This is a genomic window from Streptomyces lienomycini (assembly GCF_027947595.1).
GTDB lineage: Bacteria > Actinomycetota > Actinomycetes > Streptomycetales > Streptomycetaceae > Streptomyces > Streptomyces lienomycini.
On record NZ_CP116257.1, the window covers coordinates 1,294,771 to 1,316,327 of the forward strand.

Below are 21,557 nucleotides of genomic sequence, written 5' to 3' on the forward strand. Positions count from 1 at the left end.
CGGTAAGGAGTATCCGACGCGACAGTGGTGTCATGAACGGAAACCAGATCGAAGCCCTCGTCGGAATGCTCGCGACCTTCGGACTCCTCGTCCTCATGGTCCTCCCGTCGGTGATCGGCATCGTGCGCGACAAGCGCGTCGACCGCCGCATCAGGCAGGCCCAGGAGGACAGGGGCGAGAGGAACCGGCCGAGTCAGAAGTCCTCGTCCAGGTCGACGGTGCCCTCCACCGCCACCTGGTACGCCGAAGGACGCCGCTCGAAGAAGTTGGTCAGCTCCTGAACCCCCTGCAACTCCATGAAGGAGAAGGGGTTCTCGGAGCCGTACACCGGGGCGAAGCCGAGCCGCGTCAGACGCTGGTCGGCCACGCACTCGAGGTACTGCCGCATCGAGTCGGTGTTCATCCCCGGGAGGCCGTCGCCGCACAGGTCGCGCGCGAACTGCAGTTCGGCCTCGACGGCCTCCCTCAGCATGTCGGTGACCTCCCGCCGGAGCGCGTCGTCGAACAGCTCCGGCTCCTCCTTGCGCACGGTGTCGACGACGTCGAACGCGAAGGACATGTGCATGGTCTCGTCCCGGAACACCCAGTTGGTGCCGGTGGCCAGGCCGTGCAGCAGACCCCGGCTGCGGAACCAGTAGACGTAGGCGAAGGCGCCGTAGAAGAACAGGCCCTCGATGCACGCGGCGAAGCAGACCAGGTTGAGCAGGAAACGGCGCCGGTCGGCCTTGGTCTCCAGGCGGTCGATCGACTCCACCGAGTCCATCCACCTGAAGCAGAACTCGGCCTTCTCGCGGATCGAGGGGATGTTCTCCACGGCCGCGAAGGCGGCGGCACGGTCCTCCGGGTCGGGCAGGTAGGTGTCCAGCAGCGTCAGGTAGAACTGGACGTGGACGGCCTCCTCGAAGAGCTGGCGGGACAGGTACAGCCGCGCCTCGGGCGAGTTGATGTGCTTGTAGAGGGTCAGCACCAGGTTGTTCGCGACGATCGAGTCACCGGTGGCGAAGAAGGCCACCAGCCGCCCGATCAGGTGCTGCTCCTCGGGGCTGAGCTTCGCCAGGTCGGCGACGTCCGAGTGGAGGTCGACCTCCTCCACGTGCCACGTGTTCTTGATGGCGTCCCGGTAGCGCTCGTAGAAGTCCGGGTAGCGCATGGGACGCAGGGTCAGCTCGAAGCCCGGGTCGAGCAGGTTCTTGGTGTTCTCGGTCATTACTGGCAGGCCTCGCAGGACTCGGGGTTCTCCAGGGAGCAGGCGACCGCTTCGGGATCCGGGGCGGCCTGCTCGGGAACGGCGGCTCGGCCCGCGGCGCGGGCGATGCGGGTCGCGGGGCGCGAGCGCAGGTAGTACGTGGTCTTCAGGCCCCGCTTCCAGGCGTACGCGTACATCGAGGAGAGCTTCCCGATGGTCGGCGTCTCCAGGAACAGGTTCAGCGACTGGGCCTGGTCGAGGTACGGGGTGCGGGCGGCGGCCATGTCGATCAGGCCGCGCTGCGGGATCTCCCAGGCGGTGCGGTACAGCGCGCGGACGTCCTCGGGGATCCAGGAGAAGCCCTGCACCGAGCCGTTGGCCTCGCGCAGCGCCTCACGGGTGCGCGCGTCCCACACGCCGAGCCGCTTGAGGTCGTCCACCAGGTACGAGTTGACCTGGAGGAACTCGCCCGACAGCGTCTCGCGCTTGAACAGGTTGGACACCTGCGGCTCGACGCACTCGTACACCCCGGCGATGGAGGCGATGGTCGCGGTCGGGGCGATCGCCAGGAGCAGGGAGTTGCGCAGCCCGGTCGTGGCCATGCGTGCCCGCAGCGCGGTCCAGCGCTCCGGCCAGACGGGCTCGACGCCGTAGTGGTCCGGGTGCAGCACACCCCGGGCCGTACGGGTCTTCTCCCAGGCCGGGGCGGGGCCGCTCCGCTCGGCCAGGTCGGCGGACGTCTCGTACGCGGCCAGCATGATCCGCTCGGCGATGCGGGTCGACAGGGCCTTCGCCTCGGGCGAGTCGAAGGGCAGGCGCAGCCGGAAGAAGACGTCCTGGAGGCCCATCGCGCCGAGGCCGACCGGACGCCAGCGGGCGTTGGAGCGGCCCGCCTGCTCGGTCGGGTAGAAGTTGATGTCGACGACCCGGTCCAGGAACGTCACGGCGGTGCGGACGGTGGCGTCCAGCCGGTCCCAGTCCATGTCGCCGCTCGCGGGGTCGACGAACGCGCCGAGGTTGACCGAGCCCAGGTTGCAGACCGCCGTCTCCCCGTCGTCGGTGACCTCCAGGATCTCCGTGCAGAGGTTCGAGGAGTGGACGACGTGCCCGGGGGCCGCCGTCTGGTTCGCGGTCCGGTTGGCGGTGTCCTTGAAGGTCATCCAGCCGTTGCCGGTCTGCGCGAGGGTGCGCATCATCCGGCCGTACAGCTCCCGGGCGGGCAGCGACCTGCGGGCGAGCCCCGCCTCCTCCGCCCCGCGGTAGGCGGCGTCGAACTCCTCGCCCCACAGGTCGACCAGTTCCGGCACGTCGGAGGGGGAGAACAGCGACCAGGTCCCGTCGGCGTCCACCCGGCGCATGAACTCGTCCGGGATCCAGTGCGCGAGGTTCAGGTTGTGCGTACGGCGGGCGTCCTCGCCGGTGTTGTCCCGCAGTTCCAGGAACTCCTCGACGTCCGCGTGCCAGGTCTCCAGGTAGACCGCCGCCGCGCCCTTGCGCCGGCCGCCCTGGTTCACCGCGGCGACCGAGGCGTCCAGCGTCTTCAGGAACGGGACGATGCCGTTGGAGTGCCCGTTGGTGCCGCGGATCAGCGAACCCCGGGCGCGGACGCGGGAGTAGGCGATGCCGATGCCGCCGGCGTGCTTGGACAGGCGGGCGACCTGGTGGAGGCGGTCGTAGAGGGAGTCCAGCTCGTCCTTGGGCGAGTCCAGGAGGTAGCAGGACGACATCTGGGCGTGCCGGGTGCCGGAGTTGAAGAGGGTGGGGGAGGAGGGGAGGTAGTCCAGGCGGCTCATCAGGCCGTAGAGCGCGGCGACCTCGTCGACCGAGCGGGGGGAGTCGTCCTCGGCGAGTCCGGCGGCGACCCGCAGCAGGAAGTGCTGGGGCGTCTCGACGGCCTTGCGGGTGATCGGGTGGCGCAGCAGGTAGCGGCTGTACAGGGTGCGCAGTCCGAAGTAGCCGAAGCGGTCGTCGGCGGCCGGGTCGACCAGCGCGTCGAGCCGGTCCGCGTGCAGCCGTACGAAGGCCGCGGTGCGGTCGGCGATCAGGCCCTCGCGGTGGCCGGTGGCGACGGAGTCGGTGAAGGTCACGACGCCCTGGGAGGCGGCCTCGGCGCGGATGCCGACGGTCAGCAGCCGGGCGGCCAGCCGGGAGTAGACCGGGTCCTCGGAGATCAGCCCGGCGGCCGCCTCCGTGGCCAGCTCGCGCAGCTCCGCCTCGTCCGCGCGGGCGGACCGGCCGCGCAGCGCGGCGGCGGCCACCCGGCCGGGGTCGGCACCGGGAAGGTCGGCGGTCAGCCCGGTCAGGGTCCGCAGCAGGGCGGCACCGGGGCCGTCGGACTCCTCGGCCGCGGGCGCGGCTGTCACCGGGACGGCGGTCACCGGCGTCGCTGAAGCCGGGTCGGCTGGCGCGATGGTCACGTGGGGCACTCCCTCGCTCGGCACGGGGCCTGGCGGAGGGAGGGCAGGGGGCAGCTCACGAGCGCACGCGGCGTCGCGTCCACCGGCCCACTCCACGAGGCCCGGACGTCATGGCACCCGGACCGGGACGGCCGGGCACACTGTCGACAGGTCCTCGGACTGGACAGGCGTGCGCGCACGTGTGAAGACGTACGGATGCACGCAAGTACACCGTTGCGGGACAGTTCCGGATTCGCACCGGATTCCCCTGCGGCGACAGCGAGCACGAGCATACATCTTGTGCCGGGGGACGCGAGCACCCCCAGATGTTGTGTCCAGGCAGGGTGCCGCGCCCCGTGTCAGAGCGTCAGTTCGTAGGTGAGCAGCATGATGTCGTCCAGCTCCGGCAGGGGATTCCAGTCGCGGTCGGGCGTGCGGGCGAAGCCCAGGCGCTCGTAGAGGCGGTGGGCGGTGCGCATGGTGCGCTGGGTCGACAGCACGACGCTCCGGCAGCCATCGACGGCCCGCGCGCGGTCGACGCAGGCCCGCACGAGGGCCTCGCCCGCCCCGCGACCGCGTGCCTCGCGGTCGACGGCGAGCATGCGTATCTCGGCCTCGCCGGGGCGCGCGATGTCCGCCATGGGGCCGCCGCACGGCACGAAGGTCGCGCCGCCGAGCACCCGGCCGTCGGCCACGGCGACCAGCACCTCGGCGGCCGCGGCGCGCTTGGCCACGTCGCGCAGCTCGTCCAGGTAGGAGTCGCTCTCCCCGAAGTCGAGGAGGCCGTCGCGCAGGTAGGCCTGCGCGGTGATCTCGCCGAGGGTGTCGTACTCCTCGGCCGTTGCCCGCCGGATGACGAAGTCCATGACGCCGAGTGTGCCCGACGGGTACGACAACGGGCCGCCGGATTTCTCCGACGGCCCGTCTCGTTCGCGCGGCGGGGATCAGTGCGAGCTGCCCGCCGTGGCCGGCGGCAGCTCCACCTGGACACCGGCGTCGCCCGCGTCCGCCGTGTAGTCGCCCGGCTTGGTCTCGTCGACGCCGTCGGGCGCCTTGACCGCCCTCAGGACGAAGGTGAGGACCACCGTGACCAGGACGTTCAGCACGAACGCGGTGAGACCGATGTAGCCGATCTCGCCGATGCCGGGGATCTCGTCGGAGGAGCCGCCGAAGTGCGCCTGCGTCGGCGAGGCGACCCCGTAGGCGGCGACCGTGCCGTAGACCATGCCGACCGCCCAGCCGCCGAGCAGCGCCCAGCGGTGGAACCAGCGGGTGAACAGCCCGCCGACCAGGGCCGGGAAGGTCTGCAGGATCCAGATGCCGCCGAGCAACTGGAAGTTGATCGCGACGGTCTTGTCCATGCCCAGGACGAAGATCAGCGCGCCCACCTTCACCAGCAGCGACACCAGCTTGGAGACCTTGGTCTCCTGGGCCGGTGTGGCGTCCGGCTTGATGAAGTCCTTGTAGATGTTGCGGGTGAAGAGGTTCGCGGCCGCGATCGACATGATCGCCGCCGGGACCAGGGCGCCGATGCCGATCGCCGCGAAGGCCACGCCCGCGAACCAGTCCGGGAACATGTTCTCGAACAGCTGCGGGATCGCCAGCTGGCCGTTGTCCACCTTCACCCCGGCCGCGATCGCCATGAAGCCCAGCAGCGCGAGCAGACCCAGCATCAGCGAGTACAGCGGCAGGATCGTCGTGTTGCGGCGGATCACCTCACGGCTGCGCGAGGACAGCGTGGCGGTGATCGAGTGCGGGTACATGAAGAGCGCCAGGGCCGAGCCGAGCGCGAGGGTCGCGTACGTCCACTGGCCCCCCGCGTCCGGCACCACCCCGCCCTTGCCCGACTCGGTGAACTTGTCGCTCGCCGCCGCGAAGATGTCGTCGAAGCCGCCCAGCTTGATCGGGATGTAGATGATCGCCACCGCGATGACGATGTAGATCAGCGTGTCCTTCACGAACGCGATCAGCGCGGGCGCGCGCAGCCCCGACGAGTAGGTGTACGCCGCCAGCACGCCGAAGGCGATCAGCAGCGGCAGGTCCTTGACGAACCAGTTGGTGTCCTCGCCGCCGCCGACGCCCATCACGTCGAGGACGGCCTGGATGCCGACCAGCTGGAGCGCGATGTACGGCATGGTCGCCAGGATGCCGGTGACGGCGACCGCCAGCGACAGGCCCTTGGAGCCGAACCGGCCGCGCACGAAGTCCGAGGTCGTGACGTACCCGTGCTTGTGCGACACCGACCACAGGCGGGGCAGGAAGGTGAAGATCAGCGGGTAGACCAGGATCGTGTACGGGACCGCGAAGAAGCCGGAGGCGCCCGCCGCGTAGATCGCCGCCGGGACGGCCACGAACGTGTAAGCCGTGTACAGGTCGCCGCCCAGCAGGAACCAGGTGACCCAGGTGCCGAACGAGCGGCCGCCGAGGCCCCACTCGTCGAGGCTGTGCTCGTTCTCGGCCCGGCGCCAGCGGGCGGCCAGGAAGCCCATGGCGGTCACGAGGACGAAGAAGAGGATGAAGACGGCGAGTGCGACGCCGTTCACGCCGTCGTTCATCGCGACTCACCGCCCTTCGGAGCGGAGGGCGCGGAGGAGGCGGCGGCGGAGTGGGCGGCACGCCCGCGCTGGTCGCGCTGCCACAGCTTGTACGCGGTCACGGTCAGCAGGGTGGAGATCAGCACCCAGGCCATCTGGTACCAGTAGAAGAACGGGATGCCGATGAAGGCCGGGTCCGTCTTCGCGTAAGAGCCGACCCACAGCATGGCGACGAACGGTGCGACGAGACAGAGCCCGATGACGACGCGCACCGGCGTCACCACCGGCTCCGTGCTCACTTCTGTGTCTTCTGACATGCGGCGGCTCCGTCCCCTCGCTGATCACCTCGTGCAGTGCGCACGAAATGTAGGTGACGGTGTCGAGACAGCGGAAGACCTCGTCCGTATATCGGTCCTCAACTGCAACTTCGCGCCTGCGCGCGGGATGGTATGGCAGATATGTTCTAGTCCTGCGGCCGCTTGAGGCGGGCCACGAACTTGTAGCGGTCGCCCCGGTACACCGACCGCACCCACTCCACCGGCTGGCCGGTGCGGTCCCGCGAGTGCCGGGAGAGCATCAGCATCGGCAGACCGACGTCGGTGCCGAGCAGACCGGCCTCGCGCGGGGTGGCCAGGGAGGTCTCGATGGTCTCCTCGGCCTCGGCGAGATGGACGTCGTACACCTCGGCGAGCGCGGTGTAGAGGGACGTGTACTTCACCAGCGAGCGGCGCAGGGCCGGGAAGCGCTTCGCGCTGAGGTGGGTGGTCTCGATGGCCATCGGCTCCGCGTTGGCCATGCGCAGCCGCTCGATGCGCAGCACCCGGCCGCCGGCCGTGATGTCCAGCAGTCCGGCGAGCCGGTCGTCGGCGGTGATGTAGCCGATGTCCAGCAGCTGCGAGGTGGGTTCGAGGCCCTGGGCGCGCATGTCCTCGGTGTACGAGGTGAGTTGCAGCGCCTGCGACACCTTGGGCTTGGCGACGAAGGTGCCCTTGCCCTGGATGCGCTCCAGGCGGCCCTCGACGACCAGCTCCTGGAGAGCCTGGCGCACGGTGGTGCGCGAGGTGTCGAACTCGGCGGCCAGTGTGCGCTCAGGTGGGACCGGCGTGCCCGGCGTCTGGGTCCGGGTCATGTCGAGCAGATGCTTCTTCAGACGGTAGTACTTGGGCACGCGCGCGGTACGGACGGTCGCCCCACCCTCGTTCTCCGCACTGCTGACGTCGGTGCTCATGCTCTGCCTTCCCGGCTCCGGGTGCCGAAGCGACCGCTAACCCTGTCGGCCACGGCTCACATCGTGGCACGGCTTCGCGCCGGGGTGACCCCGCACGCTCCGTGATCCCTTCTGTATACCTGCGAGACCCCCCTTGGTCTAGTCCACAGGCGGGTTCGACGCCGCTGGTACGCGCGTTCGGAACCGTACCGGCACGTCATTCGGTGGGGGGTGGTACACCCGGTCCCGGTCCGCCCGATCTGCCGCTTGCGCAATGAAAGGTCCCTGCATATCTCGGTCCCATCACGGACGGCCGGACTGGGTTTGAACACCCTTGACAGTCCTATTGGTCTGGGCCAAGCTCCCCGTACTGGTCTACACCATTGGTCCAGGTCCCGGCCCCATGGGCGGTCCGCGTCGACGAGCAACCGCGGGGAGGCAGGGGGGTTTTGTGGCATCCCTGAGGAGGGTGGCGTGAAGCGCAAGCTGATAGCCGCGATCGGTATCGCGGGCATGATGGTCTCGATCGCGGCATGCGGCGGCGACAGCGACGACGACGGCAAGAAGGCCGGAGCCGACGGCTACGCCGGCGAGACGCTCACCGTGTGGGTGATGGACGGGTCCTCGCCGGACGACTGGCAGGCGGACCTCGCCAAGGAGTTCGAGGCGAAGACCAAGGCCAAGGTCAAGTTCGAGATCCAGAAGTGGAACGGTATCCAGCAGAAGCTGACCACCGCTCTCTCCGAGGAGAACCCGCCCGACGTCTTCGAGATCGGCAACACTCAGACCCCGGCCTACGCCAAGACCGGCGGCCTCGCGGACCTGAGCGACCTGAAGGGCGAGATCGGCACCGACTGGTCCGAGTCCCTCAACAAGTCCGCCGTCTTCGACGGCAAGCAGTACGCGGCGCCGTGGTTCGTGGTCAACCGCGTGGTCGTCTACAACAAGAAGATCTGGGCGGACGCGGGCATCAAGGAGACGCCCAAGACCCGCGACGAGTTCTACAACGACCTCAAGACGATCGGCGAGAAGACCGACGCCGAGCCGATCTACCTGCCCGGCCAGAACTGGTACCACTTCGTGGGCCTGGTCATCGGCGAGGGCGCCGAGCTGGTCAAGAAGGACGGCGACAAGTACGTCTCCAACCTGGACGACCCGAAGGTCGCCGCGGCCACCGAGACCTACAAGAAGTTCCAGGCCCTGTCCAAGGCCCCCAAGGACAAGGACGAGGCCACCCCGCAGCAGGGTGAGATCTTCGCCAAGGGCAAGACGGGCTCCTTCATCGGCATGGGCTGGGAGGGCGCCACGGCGATCACCACCAACCCGGCGATCGAGAAGGACCTCGGCTACTTCACCATCCCGGGTGCCACGGCGGACAAGCCTGAGGGCGTCTTCCTCGGCGGCTCCAACCTGGCCGTCGCCGCGGGCAGCAAGAAGCAGGAGCTGGCCAAGGAGTTCCTGAAGCTCGCGCTCTCCGACAAGTTCGAAGGTGCCCTCGCCAAGGCCAACGGCGTCATCCCGAACAAGGACGCCCTGCAGAGCAATCTGAAGGGCAACGCCGCCGCCGAGGCCGCCGCGCCGGCCTCCGCGACCGGTGACACCACACCGCTGATCCCGGAGTGGGCCGCGGTCGAGAACGACCCGAACCCGATCAAGACGTACCTGACGGCCGTCCTGAAGGGGAAGTCCCCGGCCGAGGCCGCCAAGCAGGTCGAGGGCGAGTTCAACAAGCGCCTGGCGCAGCAGCAGTAGCACCGGGCGAGCCGGGGCGGGGGCCCGCACACGCGGCCCCCGTCCCGGCGTCGAGGCGAACAGGTCGAGAAGAGAGAGACCGCGAGCATGACCGTGCAGACCGAACGGCCGCCCTCAGGCCCGTCGGACGTCCGCAAGGCGGACGGTGGGGGAACCGGCGGGCCGAGAGCGGGAGCCGCGAAGCGTGCCCGCGCGCTGGGCCCGTATCTGCTGTTGCTGCCCGCCGCCGCGGCCACCGTGCTGCTGCTCGGCTGGCCGCTGCTGAAGGACCTCCTGCTGTCCTTCCAGAACCTCAACATGGCGCAGCTGATCCAGCACGTCACCGAGTGGACCGGCTTCGACAACTACAAGGAGGTCCTCACCGGCGAGGACTTCTGGCGCGTCACCCTCCGCTCGATCCTCTTCACCGCGGTCAACGTCGTCCTGACGATGGTGGTGGGCGCCCTCATCGGCCTGCTCCTGGCCCGCCTCGGCAGGGTGATGCGGTTCGTCCTGATGATCGGCCTGGTGCTGGCGTGGGCCATGCCGGTGGTCGCCGCGACCACCGTCTACCAGTGGCTCTTCGCCCAGCGCTTCGGCGTCGTCAACTGGGTGCTCGACAAGCTCGGCTGGCACTCCATGGCCGACTTCAGCTGGACCGGCAGCCAGTTCTCGACCTTCTTCGTCGTCACCGTGCTGATCGTCTGGATGTCCGTCCCGTTCGTCGCGATCAACCTGTACGCGGCGACGACCACCATCCCCGGCGAGCTGTACGAGGCCGCCGCCCTCGACGGCGCCGGCATGTGGCGCAGCTTCACCTCGGTGACCCTGCCGTTCCTGCGTCCGTTCCTCTACGCGACGACGTTCCTGGAAGTCATCTGGATCTTCAAGGCGTTCGTTCAGGTCTACACGTTCAACGGCGGCGGACCCGACCGGCTCACCGAGATCCTGCCCGTCTACGCGTACGTGGAGGGCGTCGGCAACCAGCACTACGGCATGGGCGCCGCGATCGCGGTCCTCACCATCCTGATCATGCTCGCCCTGACCGCCTACTACCTCAGGATCGTGCTCAAGCAAGAGGAGGACGAGCTGTGAAGCGCTCGCTCTACGGCCGCCTGTGGCCCAACGTCACGGCCGTCGTCCTGTTCGTCGGCCTCGTCTTCCCCGTCTACTGGATGTTCTCCACGGCCTTCAAGCCGACCGGTGACATCATCTCCGAGGACCCGGTCTGGTTCCCGACCGACATCACCTTCGAGCACTTCAAGACCGCGACCGAGGCCGACCACTTCTGGACGTACGTCAGCAACTCGCTCATCGTCACGGTCCTCGCGGTCGTCTTCTCCCTGGTCATCGCGCTGGCCGGGTCCTTCGCCCTGGCGCGGATGCGGTTCAGGGGGCGGCGCGGTTTCATCGTCGGCTTCATGCTCGCCCAGATGGCGCCCTGGGAAGTCATGGTCATCGCGATCTACATGATCGTGCGCGACGCGTCGATGCTGAACAGCCTGGTGCCGCTCACCCTCTTCTACATGATGATGATCCTGCCCTTCACCATCCTGACGCTGCGCGGCTTCGTCGCCGCCGTGCCCAAGGAGCTGGAGGAGTCGGCGATGGTCGACGGCTGCACCCGCATGCAGGCGTTCCGGCGCGTCATCCTGCCGCTGCTCGCCCCCGGCCTGATGTCCACGTCGATGTTCGGCTTCATCACCGCCTGGAACGAGCTGCCCCTCGTCCTGGTCGTCAACAAGGAGGCGGAGTCCCAGACCCTGCCGCTGTGGCTGACCAGCTTCCAGACCGTCTTCGGGGACAACTGGGGGGCGACCATGGCAGCCTCCTCCCTGTTCGCCATCCCGATCCTGATCCTCTTCGTCTACCTCCAGCGCAAGGCCGTCAGCGGCCTGACCGCCGGCGCCGTGAAGGGATAACGCCACCGATGACGACCATCGCCAGGGCCACCGACACCCTCACGCGTGACGCGCTCACCGTCCTCCAGCCCGGCTTCGCCGGCACCACCGCCCCCGACTGGCTGCTGCGCCGCCTCGGCGAGGGACTGGCCTCCGTCGCCCTGTTCGGCCGCAACGTCACCTCGCCCGAGCAGGTGGCCGCCCTGACCGCGCAGTTGCGCGCCGAGCACGAGGACGTGCTGGTCGCGATCGACGAGGAGGGGGGTGACGTCACCCGGCTCGAGGTGCGTACCGGCTCCTCCTTCCCCGGCAACCACGCCCTCGGCGCGGTGGACGACGTCGGGCTCACCCGCGCGGTCGCCGCCGAGCTGGGCCGACGGCTCGCCGCCGCGGGCGTCGACTTCAACTGGGCGCCGTCCGCCGACGTGAACTCCAACCCGGACAACCCGGTCATCGGCGTACGCGCCTTCGGTGCCGACACCGACCTGGTCGCCCGGCACACCGCCGCCTACGTCACCGGGATGCAGTCCGTCGGCGTGGCCACCTGCACCAAGCACTTCCCGGGGCACGGCGACACGGGCGTCGACTCCCACCACGCCATGCCGCGCATCGACGTCTCCGCCGAGGTGCTGGCCGAACGCGACCTGGTCCCGTTCCGGGCGGCCATCGCGGCCGGCAGCCGCGCGGTGATGAGCGCCCACATCCTGGTCCCGGCCCTGGACCCGGACCGCCCCGCGACGCTGTCCCGCCGGATCCTGACCGACCTGCTCCGCGGCGAGCTGGGCTACGACGGGCTCATCGTCACCGACGGCATCGAGATGAAGGCCATCGCCGGCACCTACGGCATCGAACGCGGCACCGCCATGGCCATCGCCGCCGGAGCCGACGCGATCTGCGTGGGCGGCGGCCTCTGCGACGAGGGCACCGTACGGCGGCTGAGCGACGCGCTGGTCGAGGCCGTCCGTGCGGGCGAGCTGCCCGAGGAGCGGCTGGCCGACGCGGCGGAACGGGTCCGGGCGCTGGCCCGCTGGACCGCGGCGCACCGTCCGGACGGCCGGGACGGGGACACCGCCGACGGCGACGTGGGCCTGCGCGCGGCCCGCCGTGCCCTGCGCGTCACCGTCGCCGAGGACTTCGCCCCGCTCACCGAGCCGCCGTACGTCGCCGCGTTCTCCCCCGTGGCGAACATCGCGGTCGGCGACGAGACCCCCTGGGGCGTCGCCGCCGAGCTGGTCCGCCTGCTCCCGGGCACCGAGACCGGCAGCTTCGGCGGCACCGACGCCGGGGCCGGGGCGCTGGCCGCGGCGGGCTCGCGCCGCATCGTCGCCGTCGTCCGCGACGAGCACCGCCACCCGTGGATGGGGGCGGCCCTGGACGTGCTGCTGGCGGCCCGGCCCGACACGGTCGTCGTCGAGATGGGCGTCCCGCGCGCCGAGCCCCGCGGCGCCCTCCACGTGGCCACCCACGGCGCGGCCCGCGTCTGCGGCCGGGCGGCGGCGGAGGCCGTCGCGGGCGTCTGACGCCCACCCGTTCCGGACACCGAAGGCGCCGGCCCCCGCCAGGGGACGGCGCCTTCGGCGTGCGTGCGGGGGCCCGGGGTGCGGGTACGACGAAGGCGCCGGCCCCCGTCGGGGATCCGGCGCCTCGTGCGTGGACGTCAGGCCGGGCGGCTCCGTCCCGCGGGCTCGGGCGGGACGGTCAGATGCCCTGCCAGTCGGGCTTGTGGGCGAAGGTGTGCCGGAAGTAGTCGGCGAGCTTCAGCTTGGCGGCGGCGGCCTCGTCGACGACGACCGTGGCGTGCGGGTGCAGCTGCAGCGCGGAGGCCGGGCAGACGGCCGCGACCGGACCCTCGACGCTCGCGGCGACCGCGTCGGCCTTCCCCTCCCCGGTGGCGAGCAGCACCACGTGCCGGGCCTCCAGGATGGTGCCGATGCCCTGCGTGATCACGTGGTGCGGCACCTGCTCGATGTCGCCGTCGAAGAAGCGCGCGTTGTCGACGCGGGTCTGCTCGGTCAGCGTCTTGATCCGCGTCCGGGAGGCGAGCGAGGAGCACGGTTCGTTGAAACCGATGTGCCCGTCGGTGCCGATGCCCAGCAGCTGGAGGTCGACCCCGCCGGCCTCGCCCAGCGCCCGGTCGTAGGCCTCGCAGGCGCCCTGCACGTCGGCGGACGTGCCGTCGGGACCCATGAACGCGTCCATGCCGACGCCCAGCGGCTCGAGCACCTCGCGCCGCAGCACCGAGCGGTACGACTCCGGGTGCTCCGCGGGCAGGCCCACGTACTCGTCGAGCTGGGCGATCCGCGCCCGCGCGGTGTCCACGGCGCCCGAGCGCACCTTGGCCGCCAGCGCCTCGTACACGGGCAGCGGCGTCGAGCCGGTGGCCACCCCGAGCAGGGCTTCGGGCTTGCGCCGGAGCAGCTGTGCCATGGCCTCGGCTATGAGTTCGCCGCCCGCCTTGGCATCGGGAACGATGACAACTTCCACGCTGGCCTGCCGTTTCGAAGAGAGGACTCACCCGGGGTCCGGGACTGGCTATGTGGTTTAGACCAATCTAACAGAGTGCGACCCCGCGGTCGCGCCGAAACGGTCCGCCGGTTGGGCCCCGCGCGTGGGCCAACAGGGTTACGCTTCTGGCGGCTGCCGGCGCACCCGTGCGGCCGGCACCACCACCGACAACAAACAACGTCCACCGCATGGACACGGTTAGTGGTCTAGTCCACAATGGTCATCAAGGCACCGACCGTGTCGCTCACGCAAGGTGATCGTCTGGCTTCCGTCCTCCCCGCACAGGAGGACGGACCGAGGAACCGGAGCTCTCTGCCCTGACTGCCCCGGCTCCTCATCCTTCGGCCGACCGGGACCGCACACCCCACGGCCGATGTTGCTCCGGGCTGCGGTGCCGGGAGGGCTGAGGGTCCCTCTCAGGCGCCGCGGCCCGCGGGTGTTTCCGGGGGGTCGCTGCGGCGGGGGCGGGGGGAGCTGTGGAGGCCGACTGGTTTCGATCACCGTCCGTACCGCCAGGTACGCTCGGCCTCGTGCCCTCCATGAACGAACTCGTACGCCAGCACACCGCACTCGACGACTCCGATCTCGAGTGGCTCCATCTGCTGGTCTCGGAGTGGCAGCTTCTCTCCGACCTCTCCTTCGCCGACCTGGTCCTGTGGGTCCCCACCCGCGACGGCACCCGCTACGTCTCCGTCGCCCAGATGCGGCCCAACACCGGCCCCACCTCCTACCAGGACGACATGGTCGGCCACCTGGTCCCGCGCGGCCGGCGGCCCATGCTGGACGCCGCCCTGGACGAGGGCCGCATCGTGCGCGAGGGCGACCCCGAGTGGCGCGAGGAGGTCCCGGTCCGCGTCGAGTCCATCCCCGTACGCCGCCAGGGCCGCGTCCTGGGCGTCATCGCCCGCAACACCAACCTGCTCACCGTGCGTACACCGAGCCGCCTGGAGCTGACCTATCTGCAGAGCGCCTCGGACCTGGCCCAGATGATCGCGGCCGGCGCCTTCCCGTTCGAGAACCAGCAGGTCGACATGGACGCCTCGCCCCGCGTCGGTGACGGCCTGATCAGGGTCGACGGCGACGGCATCGTCCAGTACGCCTCCCCGAACGCGCTGTCGGCCTACCACCGCATGGGTCTGGCCGCCGATCTGGTCGGCCACCACCTGGGCCGGACCACCGCCGAACTCGCCCCCTCCCGCGGCCCGGTGGACGAGGCCCTCGCCAAGGTGGCCAGCGGCTGGGCGCCGCGCGAGTTCGAGATCGAGGCGCACGACGGAGTGATCCAGTTCCGCGCCATCCCGCTCAAACCCAAGGGCACCCGCATCGGTTCGCTGGTGCTCCTGCGCGACGTGACGGAACTGCGTCGCCGTGAGCGCGAGTTGATCACCAAGGACGCCACCATCCGGGAGATCCACCACCGGGTGAAGAACAACCTCCAGACGGTGGCCGCCCTGCTGCGCCTCCAGGCCCGGCGCATCGAGTCCGACCGGGGCCGCGAGGCGCTGGAGGAGGCCGTGCGCCGGGTGGGCTCGATCGCGATCGTGCACGAGACGCTCTCCCAGAACCTGGACGAGCGCGTGGAGTTCGACGAGATCGCCGACCGGGTGCTGGCCATGGTGGCCGAGATCTCCCCGGGCAGGGTCACCGGCCGGCGCACCGGACGCTTCGGCATCCTCGACGCCGAGGTCGCCACCCCGCTGTCCATGGTGCTGACCGAGGTGCTGCAGAACGCCCTGGAGCACGGCTTCCGGGACAGCGACACCGGCACGGTCGAGGTCTCGGCGGTCCGTGGCGGCACGACCAAGGAGGCCAGGCTCCTGGTCACCGTCCAGGACGACGGCGTCGGTCTGCCCGACGACTTCGACCCGCACCGCTCCGGCAACCTCGGCCTGCAGATCGTGCGCACCCTGGTGGAGGGCGAGTTGGGCGGCACCTTCGACATGGTCCCGGCCCCCGGGCACGGCACCCGGGTGATCCTCGACATCCCCGTGCCCGCCGCGAAGTAGCGACAACGCGGAGGCGGAGGCCGCCGCGCGGGGCCGGACGGGCCGGGGCGCACGGTCCCGGGACAGCAAAAAGCCCCGGACCGGTGAAGGTCCGAGGCCAGTGCTCGTGCGTTGCATCGTCCGATGCGCATCGGGGGTACTGCGCGCTGCGGCTCGGGAGCGGGGGGATGCGTACTCGCTGTACGCGCCGCCAAGCTGAGGCTGTCAGTAGGGGTCGGTTGTCAGGCGGAGGCCTGACGAGCCCGGTTGCGGGCGGCACGGCGCTTCATTGCGCGGCGCTCGTCCTCGCTGAGACCACCCCAGACGCCGGAGTCCTGGCCGGACTCGAGCGCCCACTGCAGGCACTGCTCCATGACGGGGCAGCGACGGCAGACGGCCTTGGCTTCCTCGATCTGCAGCAGCGCGGGACCGGTGTTGCCGATGGGGAAGAAGAGCTCGGGGTCTTCCTCGCGGCAAACGGCGCGGTGACGCCAGTCCATGGCTGCTACCTCTCCTTGGTATTACATGCTGGGATGCTTGTGAATGTGAACGCTTTCACGAATCCCTCAACAAGGGAAGGGCCTACCGTCAGGTTCCCTGACGTGGTCCTGTGTTTGAAGAGGGGTTCCGGTGATCTGTGGATGCCGGTCCTGCGGGCTGTCCCGATCGCCAAGAAGAGACTCGCAAACCTCGGCGGCGGATACAACCCCTTCCGGAAAGTTTTTTTTGATTCTTCGGTGTCGACTAGGTCACAGCCGTACTTCCATGGGGTGGACCCTGGTCTAAACGTTCGAGTGAAAGGACTTTCGCCCCTTCTGCTCACACAATCACACGCAGTGCACGGCGTACGCCTGTGAACGTCACGCTGGTGCGCAACCCCAGGTGGTCACCGTCCATCTGAAGGGGCAGAGGCACCTTCGAATGCAAGGTGAACTCGGTCAGATCGTGCAGGGAGACCGCGTGCCTGCCGCGCGGGCCGCGCTCGGGGGACGAAGTGAGCAACTGGGTGCCATACCGGGCAACCGCGGCCGTCGAGAGCCGACTGAGTCCGAAGACGTCGAGCGCGGTGTCGAACGACGCCTCGGGTGACGCGTAGATCGGGCGGTTGCCGAGAAACGTCCACGGGCAGGTGTTCGAGACTATGGACAGCACCAGATCGGTGACCGGGTCCTCGCCCGCCCGCTCCAGCGTGATCGTCCCGCTGCGGCGGTGCGGCTCGCCGACGAGCTGGCGCAGCACCTGGCGGACGTACAGCGCGTGGGTCGACTTCCTGCCGCGCTCGCGGTGCTGTTCGACGCGGCCGACCACGCCGGCGTCGAAGCCCAGTCCGGCGTTGAAGGTGAACCAGCGCGCCGGGACCGCCTCGTCGTCCGTGCCCGGAGTGCCCGACGCCAGGCCGAGGCCGACGGTCCGTTCGCTGCCCTCGCGCAGGGCGTCCAGCAGGGCGCCGGTGGCCTCCACCGCGTGGTTGGGCAGGCCGAGCGCGCGGGCGAAGACGTTGGTCGAACCACCGGGAACCACCGCGAGACCGGGCAGGTGCTCCGGGTCGGGGCCCGCGTGCAGCAGACCGTTGACGACCTCGTTCACCGTCCCGTCGCCGCCGAGGGCCACCACCAGGTCGATGTCGTCGCTGCGCGCCGCCTGACGGCCGAGGTCGCGCGCGTGGCCGCGGTACTCGGTGGTGACCGCCTCCAGCTTCATCTCGCTCGCGAGCGCGTGGATCAGCACGTCGCGCGTGCGCGCGCTCGTGGTGGTTGCCGCCGGATTGACCACGAGAAGTGCACGCATGGTCTGCAGGGTACCTACTGGGTGGTACTCGGCCCAGACCGAGGTGAAGATCACCACCGGCACACCGCGCGCGTGATACGGGCTGATACGGAGTGGTACGGGAGACACCTTGGCGGGCGCGGGTGCGCCGCGGGCTACCCTTCAGGGGTGAGCAGTGAGCAGACCCCCGCCCCCACCCCCACCTCCGCGGACACGGAGGAGGCGGGCCCCCGCCCGGGCCGGCTGACCGCCGCGGCCGCGCTCGCCGCGCTGGAGGGCCTGGCGCTCGTCGTGGGCGGCGCCTGGATGCTCGTGGGCGGTCTCACCGGGCACCCCGACGACCGGACCTCGGCCCTCACCGGCGGCGTCACCCTGATCGTCCTCGCCCTGCTGCCGCTGCTCGCCGCCCGCGGGCTGATGCACCGGCGGGGCTGGAGCCGGGGGCCCGCCGTGGTCACGCAGATCATGGCGCTGCCCGTCGCCTACAACATGCTGCGGGCCGACAGCCTGGCCGTCCCGGCGGGCGCCGTGCTCGGCGTCATGGCCGTCGCCGCGCTGGTCCTGCTCGTCAACCCCACGACCACCGAGGCCCTCGGGATCCGGGGGCCCGGCAGCGCCGGGAAGTAGCCGGGAGCCGCCCGCTGCCCGGCTCCGCGCGGTGACGGGTACCGGCGGCTACTCCTCGACCAGCAGCTTCTCCCGCAGCTGCGCCAGGGTGCGGGCCAGCAGACGCGACACGTGCATCTGCGAGATCCCGACCTCCTGCGCGATCTGCGACTGGGTCATGTTGCCGAAGAAGCGCAGCAGCAGGATCCGCTTCTCGCGCGGCGGCAGGTCCTCCAGGAGCGGCTTGAGCGACTCCCGGTACTCGACGCCCTCCAGCGCCTCGTCCTCGGCGCCGAGGGTGTCGGCGACCGCCGGGGACTCGTCGTCGGTGTCCGGGACGTCCAGGGACAGCGTGGAGTACGCGTTGGCCGACTCCAGGCCCTCCAGGACCTCCTCCTCGGAGATCGCCAGCTTCTCGGCCAGCTCGTGGACCGTGGGGGAGCGGCCGTGCAGCTGGGAGAGCTCCGCCGTGGCCGTCGTCAGGGCCAGCCGCAGCTCCTGGAGCCGGCGCGGGACGCGCACCGCCCAGCCCTTGTCCCGGAAGTGCCGCTTGATCTCGCCGACGACCGTGGGCGTCGCGTACGTCGAGAACTCCACCCCGCGGTCCGGGTCGAAGCGGTCGACCGACTTGATCAGCCCGATGGTGGCGACCTGGGTGAGGTCGTCCAGGGGCTCGCCCCGGTTGCGGAAGCGGCGCGCGAGATGCTCGACGAGCGGCAGGTGCATGCGGACCAGCCGGTTGCGCAACTCCGCGTACTCGGGACTGTCCTTCGTCAGGGTGCGCAGTTCGGCGAACAGGAGGCGCGCACCGCTGCGGTCCTGCGGGTCGTGCCGGGTGCCCTGCGTGCCCCGCGCACCCGGCGCGTGGCCCTCGGAGTGTCGCTCGTGCTCGCTCATCGTCCCGCCCGTCGCCCTTTCCCGAGCCCCCGCCTCCGCTCGGACGGGCGGGACGGGGGTGTCCCCGGCCCGCTGCCCGTCGCCCGGCACGACGGCCTCGGGCGAGGTCTCGTCCTCCGGATGCGGCCGGGCCTGCTCGGGGATGCCGTCGATGCCGTCCGCCATGCGTCGCGCCTCGTTGGGAGAACGTGTGCCCTCGGCCGGAAGCTCCCGTGTGCCGCGCTCTTCGTCCCGCACCGGCCCGTCCCCGTCCCTCACGCCGGCCCGGGTCCCGCGCCGCGTTGTTTGTAGAGGCTGATCGAAACGGTTCTGTCCTCGTCCACGGCGGAGGAGACCTTGCCCGCGAGGGCGGACAGCACCGTCCAGGCGAAGGTGTCCCGCGAAGGGGCGTGGCCGTCCGTGGTCGGCGCCGAGACGGTGACCTCGAGCGAGTCGTCGACGAGGCGGAAGACACAACTGAGCACCGAGCCGGGCACGGCCTGCTGAAGCAGGATCGCGCAGGCCTCGTCGACTGCGATGCGCAGGTCCTCGATCTCGTCGAGGGTGAAGTCCAAACGGGCTGCGAGGCCGGCCGTCGCCGTACGCAGCACCGACAGGTAGGCACCCGCGGCCGGCAGCCGGACTTCGACGAAGTCCTGGGTCGCGGGCTCGCCTGCGATCTGGGACACCCTCACCTCCAAGGTGGTACAAGCGTTACAGGGCCGAGGTTCGCCCCTCGGGGTAACGCGATACGTGGTTCAGCGGTGACGTTATCGCGCTCCGAAGTTTCCTGTCCCCGAGACCCCAACCCCGTGCTGTCACTCATAGTAAACACGCGAACACGCACAGTGGCTAGGGGGTGGGCGGGCCCAAATCGGAAGAGCGCGCGCCGGGTTGACGTACCCAGACGTCAGACGGTCGAACCGTCCCGGGCAGAGGTCACACCAGGACGTGATCGACGAAGCACCAGCGCCAGCTCTCCCCGGGCTCGAAGGTGCGCATCACCGGGTGACCGGTCTCCTTGTGGTGCGCCGTCGCGTGCTGCCTCGGCGAGGAGTCGCAGCAGCCGACGTGGCCGCAGACGAGGCACAGCCGCAACTGCACCGGGTCCGTGCCCTCGGCCAGACACTCCGGACAGGTCTCGCCGCACGGCTCCGGTTCCGGGTGCGGCAGCGCGTCGGCGTGCGTGCACTGTTTCATGATTGCCAGGTTACGACGGGTGCGCGGACGACCGCGCGGGAAAACGAGGGGCGGGCGGGCGCGATGGACGTGATGCCGCTGCTGTTGCTGGTGGCGGGCAGCGCCGCGGTGGCCGGGGCGGGACGGCGGGTGCCCGTTCCGGTACCCCTGCTCCTGGTCGCGGTGGGTCTGGCGGTGAGCTACGTCCCCGGGGTGCCCGACTACACCCTCGACCCGCACGTCGTCCTGCCGCTGCTGCTGCCCCCGCTGCTGTACACGGCCGCCTCGGACAGCTCCTACCTGGACCTGCGGGCGCAGACCCGGCCCGTGGCGCTGCTGTCCGTGGGCTACGTCCTGTTCGCCACCTTCGTCGTCGGCTGCGCCGCGTACCTCGTCGTGCCGGGCCTGCCGCTGACCGCGGCGCTGGTGCTGGGCGCGGTCGTGGCGCCCCCGGACGCCGTCGCGGCCACCGCCGTGGCACGCCGGGTGGGGCTGCCCTCCCGGATCACCACGATCCTCCAGGGCGAGTCCCTGGTGAACGACGCCACCGCCATCACCGCCTTCAAGGTGGCGCTCGCGGCGGCCGTCGGCGAGGGCGCCACCTGGGCCGGCGGGATCGGCGAGTTCCTGATCGCGGCGGTGGGCGGCGTCGGCGTGGGACTGGTGCTGATGGTGCCGCTCCACTGGCTGCGCACCCACCTGAGGGAGGCGCTGCTGCAGAACACGCTCTCCCTGCTGATCCCGTTCGTCGCCTACGCGGTCGCCGAGCAGGTGCACGCCTCCGGGGTGCTCGCGGTGGTCGTCGTCGCGCTCCACCTCGGCCACCGCGCGTGGGAGGTCGATTTCGCCACCCGGCTCCAGGAGGAGGCGGTGTGGAAGATGGTCGCGTTCGTCCTGGAGTCGGCCGTGTTCGCCCTGATCGGACTCCAGCTGCCCGTCGTCCTCAAGGGCCTGGGGGAGTACCAGGGCCTGGACGCCGCCTGGTACGCGGTCGCCGTCTTCCTGGTGGTCGCCGTGGCGAGGTTCGTGTGGGTGTACCCGGCGACCTTCCTGCCCCGGCTGTCGGCCCGCGTACGCGCACGCGAAGGCCCCCTCTCCTGGAAGGGCCCGTTCGTGATCGGCTGGGCCGGGATGCGCGGCGTGGTCTCCCTGGCCATCGCCTTCTCCATCCCGCTCACCGTGCACGGCGGCGAGCCCTTCCCCGAGCGCAACCTCATCCTGTTCCTGACCTTCACCACGGTCATCGGCACGCTGGTCGTCCAGGGCGTCACCCTGCCGCCGCTGATCCGCCTGCTGAAGTTCCCCGCACGCGACGTACAGGCCGAGACGCTGGCGGAGGCCAACGCCCAGGCACAGGCCTCGCGGGTCGCCGAGCAGCGCCTGGACGACCTGCTCGCCGACGAGCGCAACGCCCTGCCGGGCCCGCTCGCCGACCGCCTGCGCACGGTCATGGAACGCCGCCGCAACGCCGTCTGGGAACGGCTCGGGCAGGTCAACTCCGTCACCGGCGAGACCGTCGACGACACCTACCGGCGGCTCTCCCGGGAGATGATCGGCGCCGAGCGTGAGGTCTTCGTACGGCTGCGGGACGGCCGCTACATCGACGACGAGATGCTCCGGACGCTGCTGCGGCGACTGGACCTGGAGGAGGCGGCGGCGTACCGGGAGACGACGTGAGCGGGGC

General features: G+C 70.5%; 20 protein-coding genes and 1 riboswitch. Of the genes, 8 read left to right on the plus strand and 12 right to left on the minus strand.

Features of this window, described 5'->3' with window-relative positions:
- Window positions 1-32: 32 nt before the first annotated feature.
- Entirely contained in the window at window positions 33-281 is a 249-nt protein-coding gene (locus tag BJ961_RS06150) for a hypothetical protein (RefSeq protein WP_271320290.1), read from the plus strand.
- Here the strand turns inward: BJ961_RS06150 and BJ961_RS06155 are convergent.
- The 6 genes from BJ961_RS06155 to BJ961_RS06180 form a co-directional block, all read right to left on the minus strand.
- A complete protein-coding gene (locus BJ961_RS06155; RefSeq protein WP_271320291.1) occupies window positions 194-1,207 on the minus strand; it encodes a ribonucleotide-diphosphate reductase subunit beta in 1,014 nt (337 codons plus the stop codon). The two genes, BJ961_RS06150 and BJ961_RS06155, sit on opposite strands and share 88 nt — an antisense overlap.
- Complete coding sequence (locus BJ961_RS06160) at window positions 1,207-3,603, minus strand: ribonucleoside-diphosphate reductase subunit alpha (RefSeq protein WP_271320292.1); 2,397 nt, start codon at window positions 3,601-3,603, stop codon at window positions 1,207-1,209. Before BJ961_RS06160 ends, BJ961_RS06155 begins: the two co-directional genes overlap by 1 nt.
- 128 nt (window positions 3,604-3,731) lie before the next feature.
- Window positions 3,732-3,875, minus strand: a riboswitch (cobalamin riboswitch).
- 66 nt (window positions 3,876-3,941) lie between these two features.
- Window positions 3,942-4,448, minus strand: a complete 507-nt coding sequence (locus BJ961_RS06165) for a GNAT family N-acetyltransferase (protein ID WP_271320293.1) — start codon at window positions 4,446-4,448, stop codon at window positions 3,942-3,944.
- Between the two features lie 78 nt (window positions 4,449-4,526).
- Window positions 4,527-6,137, minus strand: a complete 1,611-nt coding sequence (mctP, locus tag BJ961_RS06170) for a monocarboxylate uptake permease MctP (protein ID WP_271320294.1) — start codon at window positions 6,135-6,137, stop codon at window positions 4,527-4,529.
- Window positions 6,134-6,433: a DUF3311 domain-containing protein gene (locus BJ961_RS06175; protein ID WP_271320295.1), complete on the minus strand. Its 300-nt coding sequence runs from the start codon at window positions 6,431-6,433 to the stop codon at window positions 6,134-6,136. Before BJ961_RS06175 ends, mctP begins: the two co-directional genes overlap by 4 nt.
- A 146-nt stretch (window positions 6,434-6,579) precedes the next feature.
- Window positions 6,580-7,344 (minus strand): GntR family transcriptional regulator, encoded by a 765-nt coding sequence (locus tag BJ961_RS06180; protein ID WP_271320296.1) that lies wholly within the window; start codon window positions 7,342-7,344, stop codon window positions 6,580-6,582.
- 453 nt (window positions 7,345-7,797) lie between these two features.
- Between BJ961_RS06180 and dasA the strand changes: the two genes are divergently transcribed.
- The 4 genes from dasA to BJ961_RS06200 all read left to right on the plus strand — a co-directional run bounded on the left by dasA (window position 7,798) and on the right by BJ961_RS06200 (window position 12,475).
- Window positions 7,798-9,075, plus strand: a complete 1,278-nt coding sequence (gene dasA / locus BJ961_RS06185; protein ID WP_271320297.1) for a N,N'-diacetylchitobiose ABC transporter substrate-binding protein DasA — start codon at window positions 7,798-7,800, stop codon at window positions 9,073-9,075.
- Between the two features lie 87 nt (window positions 9,076-9,162).
- Complete coding sequence (locus BJ961_RS06190) at window positions 9,163-10,149, plus strand: carbohydrate ABC transporter permease (RefSeq protein ID WP_271320298.1); 987 nt, start codon at window positions 9,163-9,165, stop codon at window positions 10,147-10,149.
- Window positions 10,146-10,976, plus strand: coding sequence for a carbohydrate ABC transporter permease (locus BJ961_RS06195; protein ID WP_271320299.1), 831 nt, complete (start codon window positions 10,146-10,148; stop codon window positions 10,974-10,976). The genes BJ961_RS06190 and BJ961_RS06195 overlap by 4 nt, the downstream gene beginning before the upstream one ends.
- A gap of 8 nt (window positions 10,977-10,984) precedes the next feature.
- Window positions 10,985-12,475, plus strand: a complete 1,491-nt coding sequence (locus tag BJ961_RS06200; RefSeq protein ID WP_271320300.1) for a glycoside hydrolase family 3 protein — start codon at window positions 10,985-10,987, stop codon at window positions 12,473-12,475.
- Window positions 12,476-12,653: 178 nt separating this feature from the next.
- Here the strand turns inward: BJ961_RS06200 and nagB are convergent, their stop codons facing one another.
- Window positions 12,654-13,439 (minus strand): glucosamine-6-phosphate deaminase, encoded by a 786-nt coding sequence (nagB, locus tag BJ961_RS06205; RefSeq protein ID WP_271320301.1) that lies wholly within the window; start codon window positions 13,437-13,439, stop codon window positions 12,654-12,656.
- 551 nt (window positions 13,440-13,990) lie between these two features.
- On the opposite strand from nagB, the gene BJ961_RS06210 reads away from it, so the two are divergent.
- Window positions 13,991-15,466 (plus strand): sensor histidine kinase, encoded by a 1,476-nt coding sequence (locus BJ961_RS06210; protein WP_271320302.1) that lies wholly within the window; start codon window positions 13,991-13,993, stop codon window positions 15,464-15,466.
- Between the two features lie 221 nt (window positions 15,467-15,687).
- On the opposite strand, the gene BJ961_RS06215 is transcribed toward BJ961_RS06210, so the two are convergent.
- Window positions 15,688-15,945, minus strand: a complete 258-nt coding sequence (locus BJ961_RS06215; protein WP_003973730.1) for a WhiB family transcriptional regulator — start codon at window positions 15,943-15,945, stop codon at window positions 15,688-15,690.
- Window positions 15,946-16,264: 319 nt separating this feature from the next.
- Entirely contained in the window at window positions 16,265-17,233 is a 969-nt protein-coding gene (locus BJ961_RS06220; RefSeq protein WP_271320304.1) for a diacylglycerol/lipid kinase family protein, read from the minus strand.
- A gap of 147 nt (window positions 17,234-17,380) precedes the next feature.
- Here BJ961_RS06220 and BJ961_RS06225 point away from each other — a divergent pair, with 147 nt between their 5' ends.
- Window positions 17,381-17,839 carry a hypothetical protein gene (locus BJ961_RS06225; RefSeq protein WP_271320305.1) on the plus strand — a complete coding sequence of 153 codons (459 nt, stop codon included), beginning with the start codon at window positions 17,381-17,383 and terminating at the stop codon, window positions 17,837-17,839.
- 48 nt (window positions 17,840-17,887) lie between these two features.
- Here BJ961_RS06225 and BJ961_RS06230 read toward each other — a convergent pair whose 3' ends face one another.
- The 3 genes from BJ961_RS06230 to BJ961_RS06240 form a co-directional block, all read right to left on the minus strand.
- On the minus strand, window positions 17,888-18,973 hold the full coding sequence (locus tag BJ961_RS06230; RefSeq protein WP_381157586.1) for an RNA polymerase sigma factor SigF: 1,086 nt from the start codon (window positions 18,971-18,973) through the stop codon (window positions 17,888-17,890).
- Complete coding sequence (locus BJ961_RS06235) at window positions 18,970-19,383, minus strand: ATP-binding protein (RefSeq protein WP_006136266.1); 414 nt, start codon at window positions 19,381-19,383, stop codon at window positions 18,970-18,972. The genes BJ961_RS06230 and BJ961_RS06235 overlap by 4 nt, the downstream gene beginning before the upstream one ends.
- Window positions 19,384-19,633: 250 nt before the next feature.
- Window positions 19,634-19,894, minus strand: coding sequence for a UBP-type zinc finger domain-containing protein (locus BJ961_RS06240; RefSeq protein WP_271320307.1), 261 nt, complete (start codon window positions 19,892-19,894; stop codon window positions 19,634-19,636).
- 63 nt (window positions 19,895-19,957) lie between these two features.
- Between BJ961_RS06240 and BJ961_RS06245 the strand changes: the two genes are divergently transcribed.
- On the plus strand, window positions 19,958-21,550 hold the full coding sequence (locus BJ961_RS06245; protein ID WP_271320308.1) for a Na+/H+ antiporter: 1,593 nt from the start codon (window positions 19,958-19,960) through the stop codon (window positions 21,548-21,550).
- Window positions 21,551-21,557: the final 7 nt, after the last annotated feature.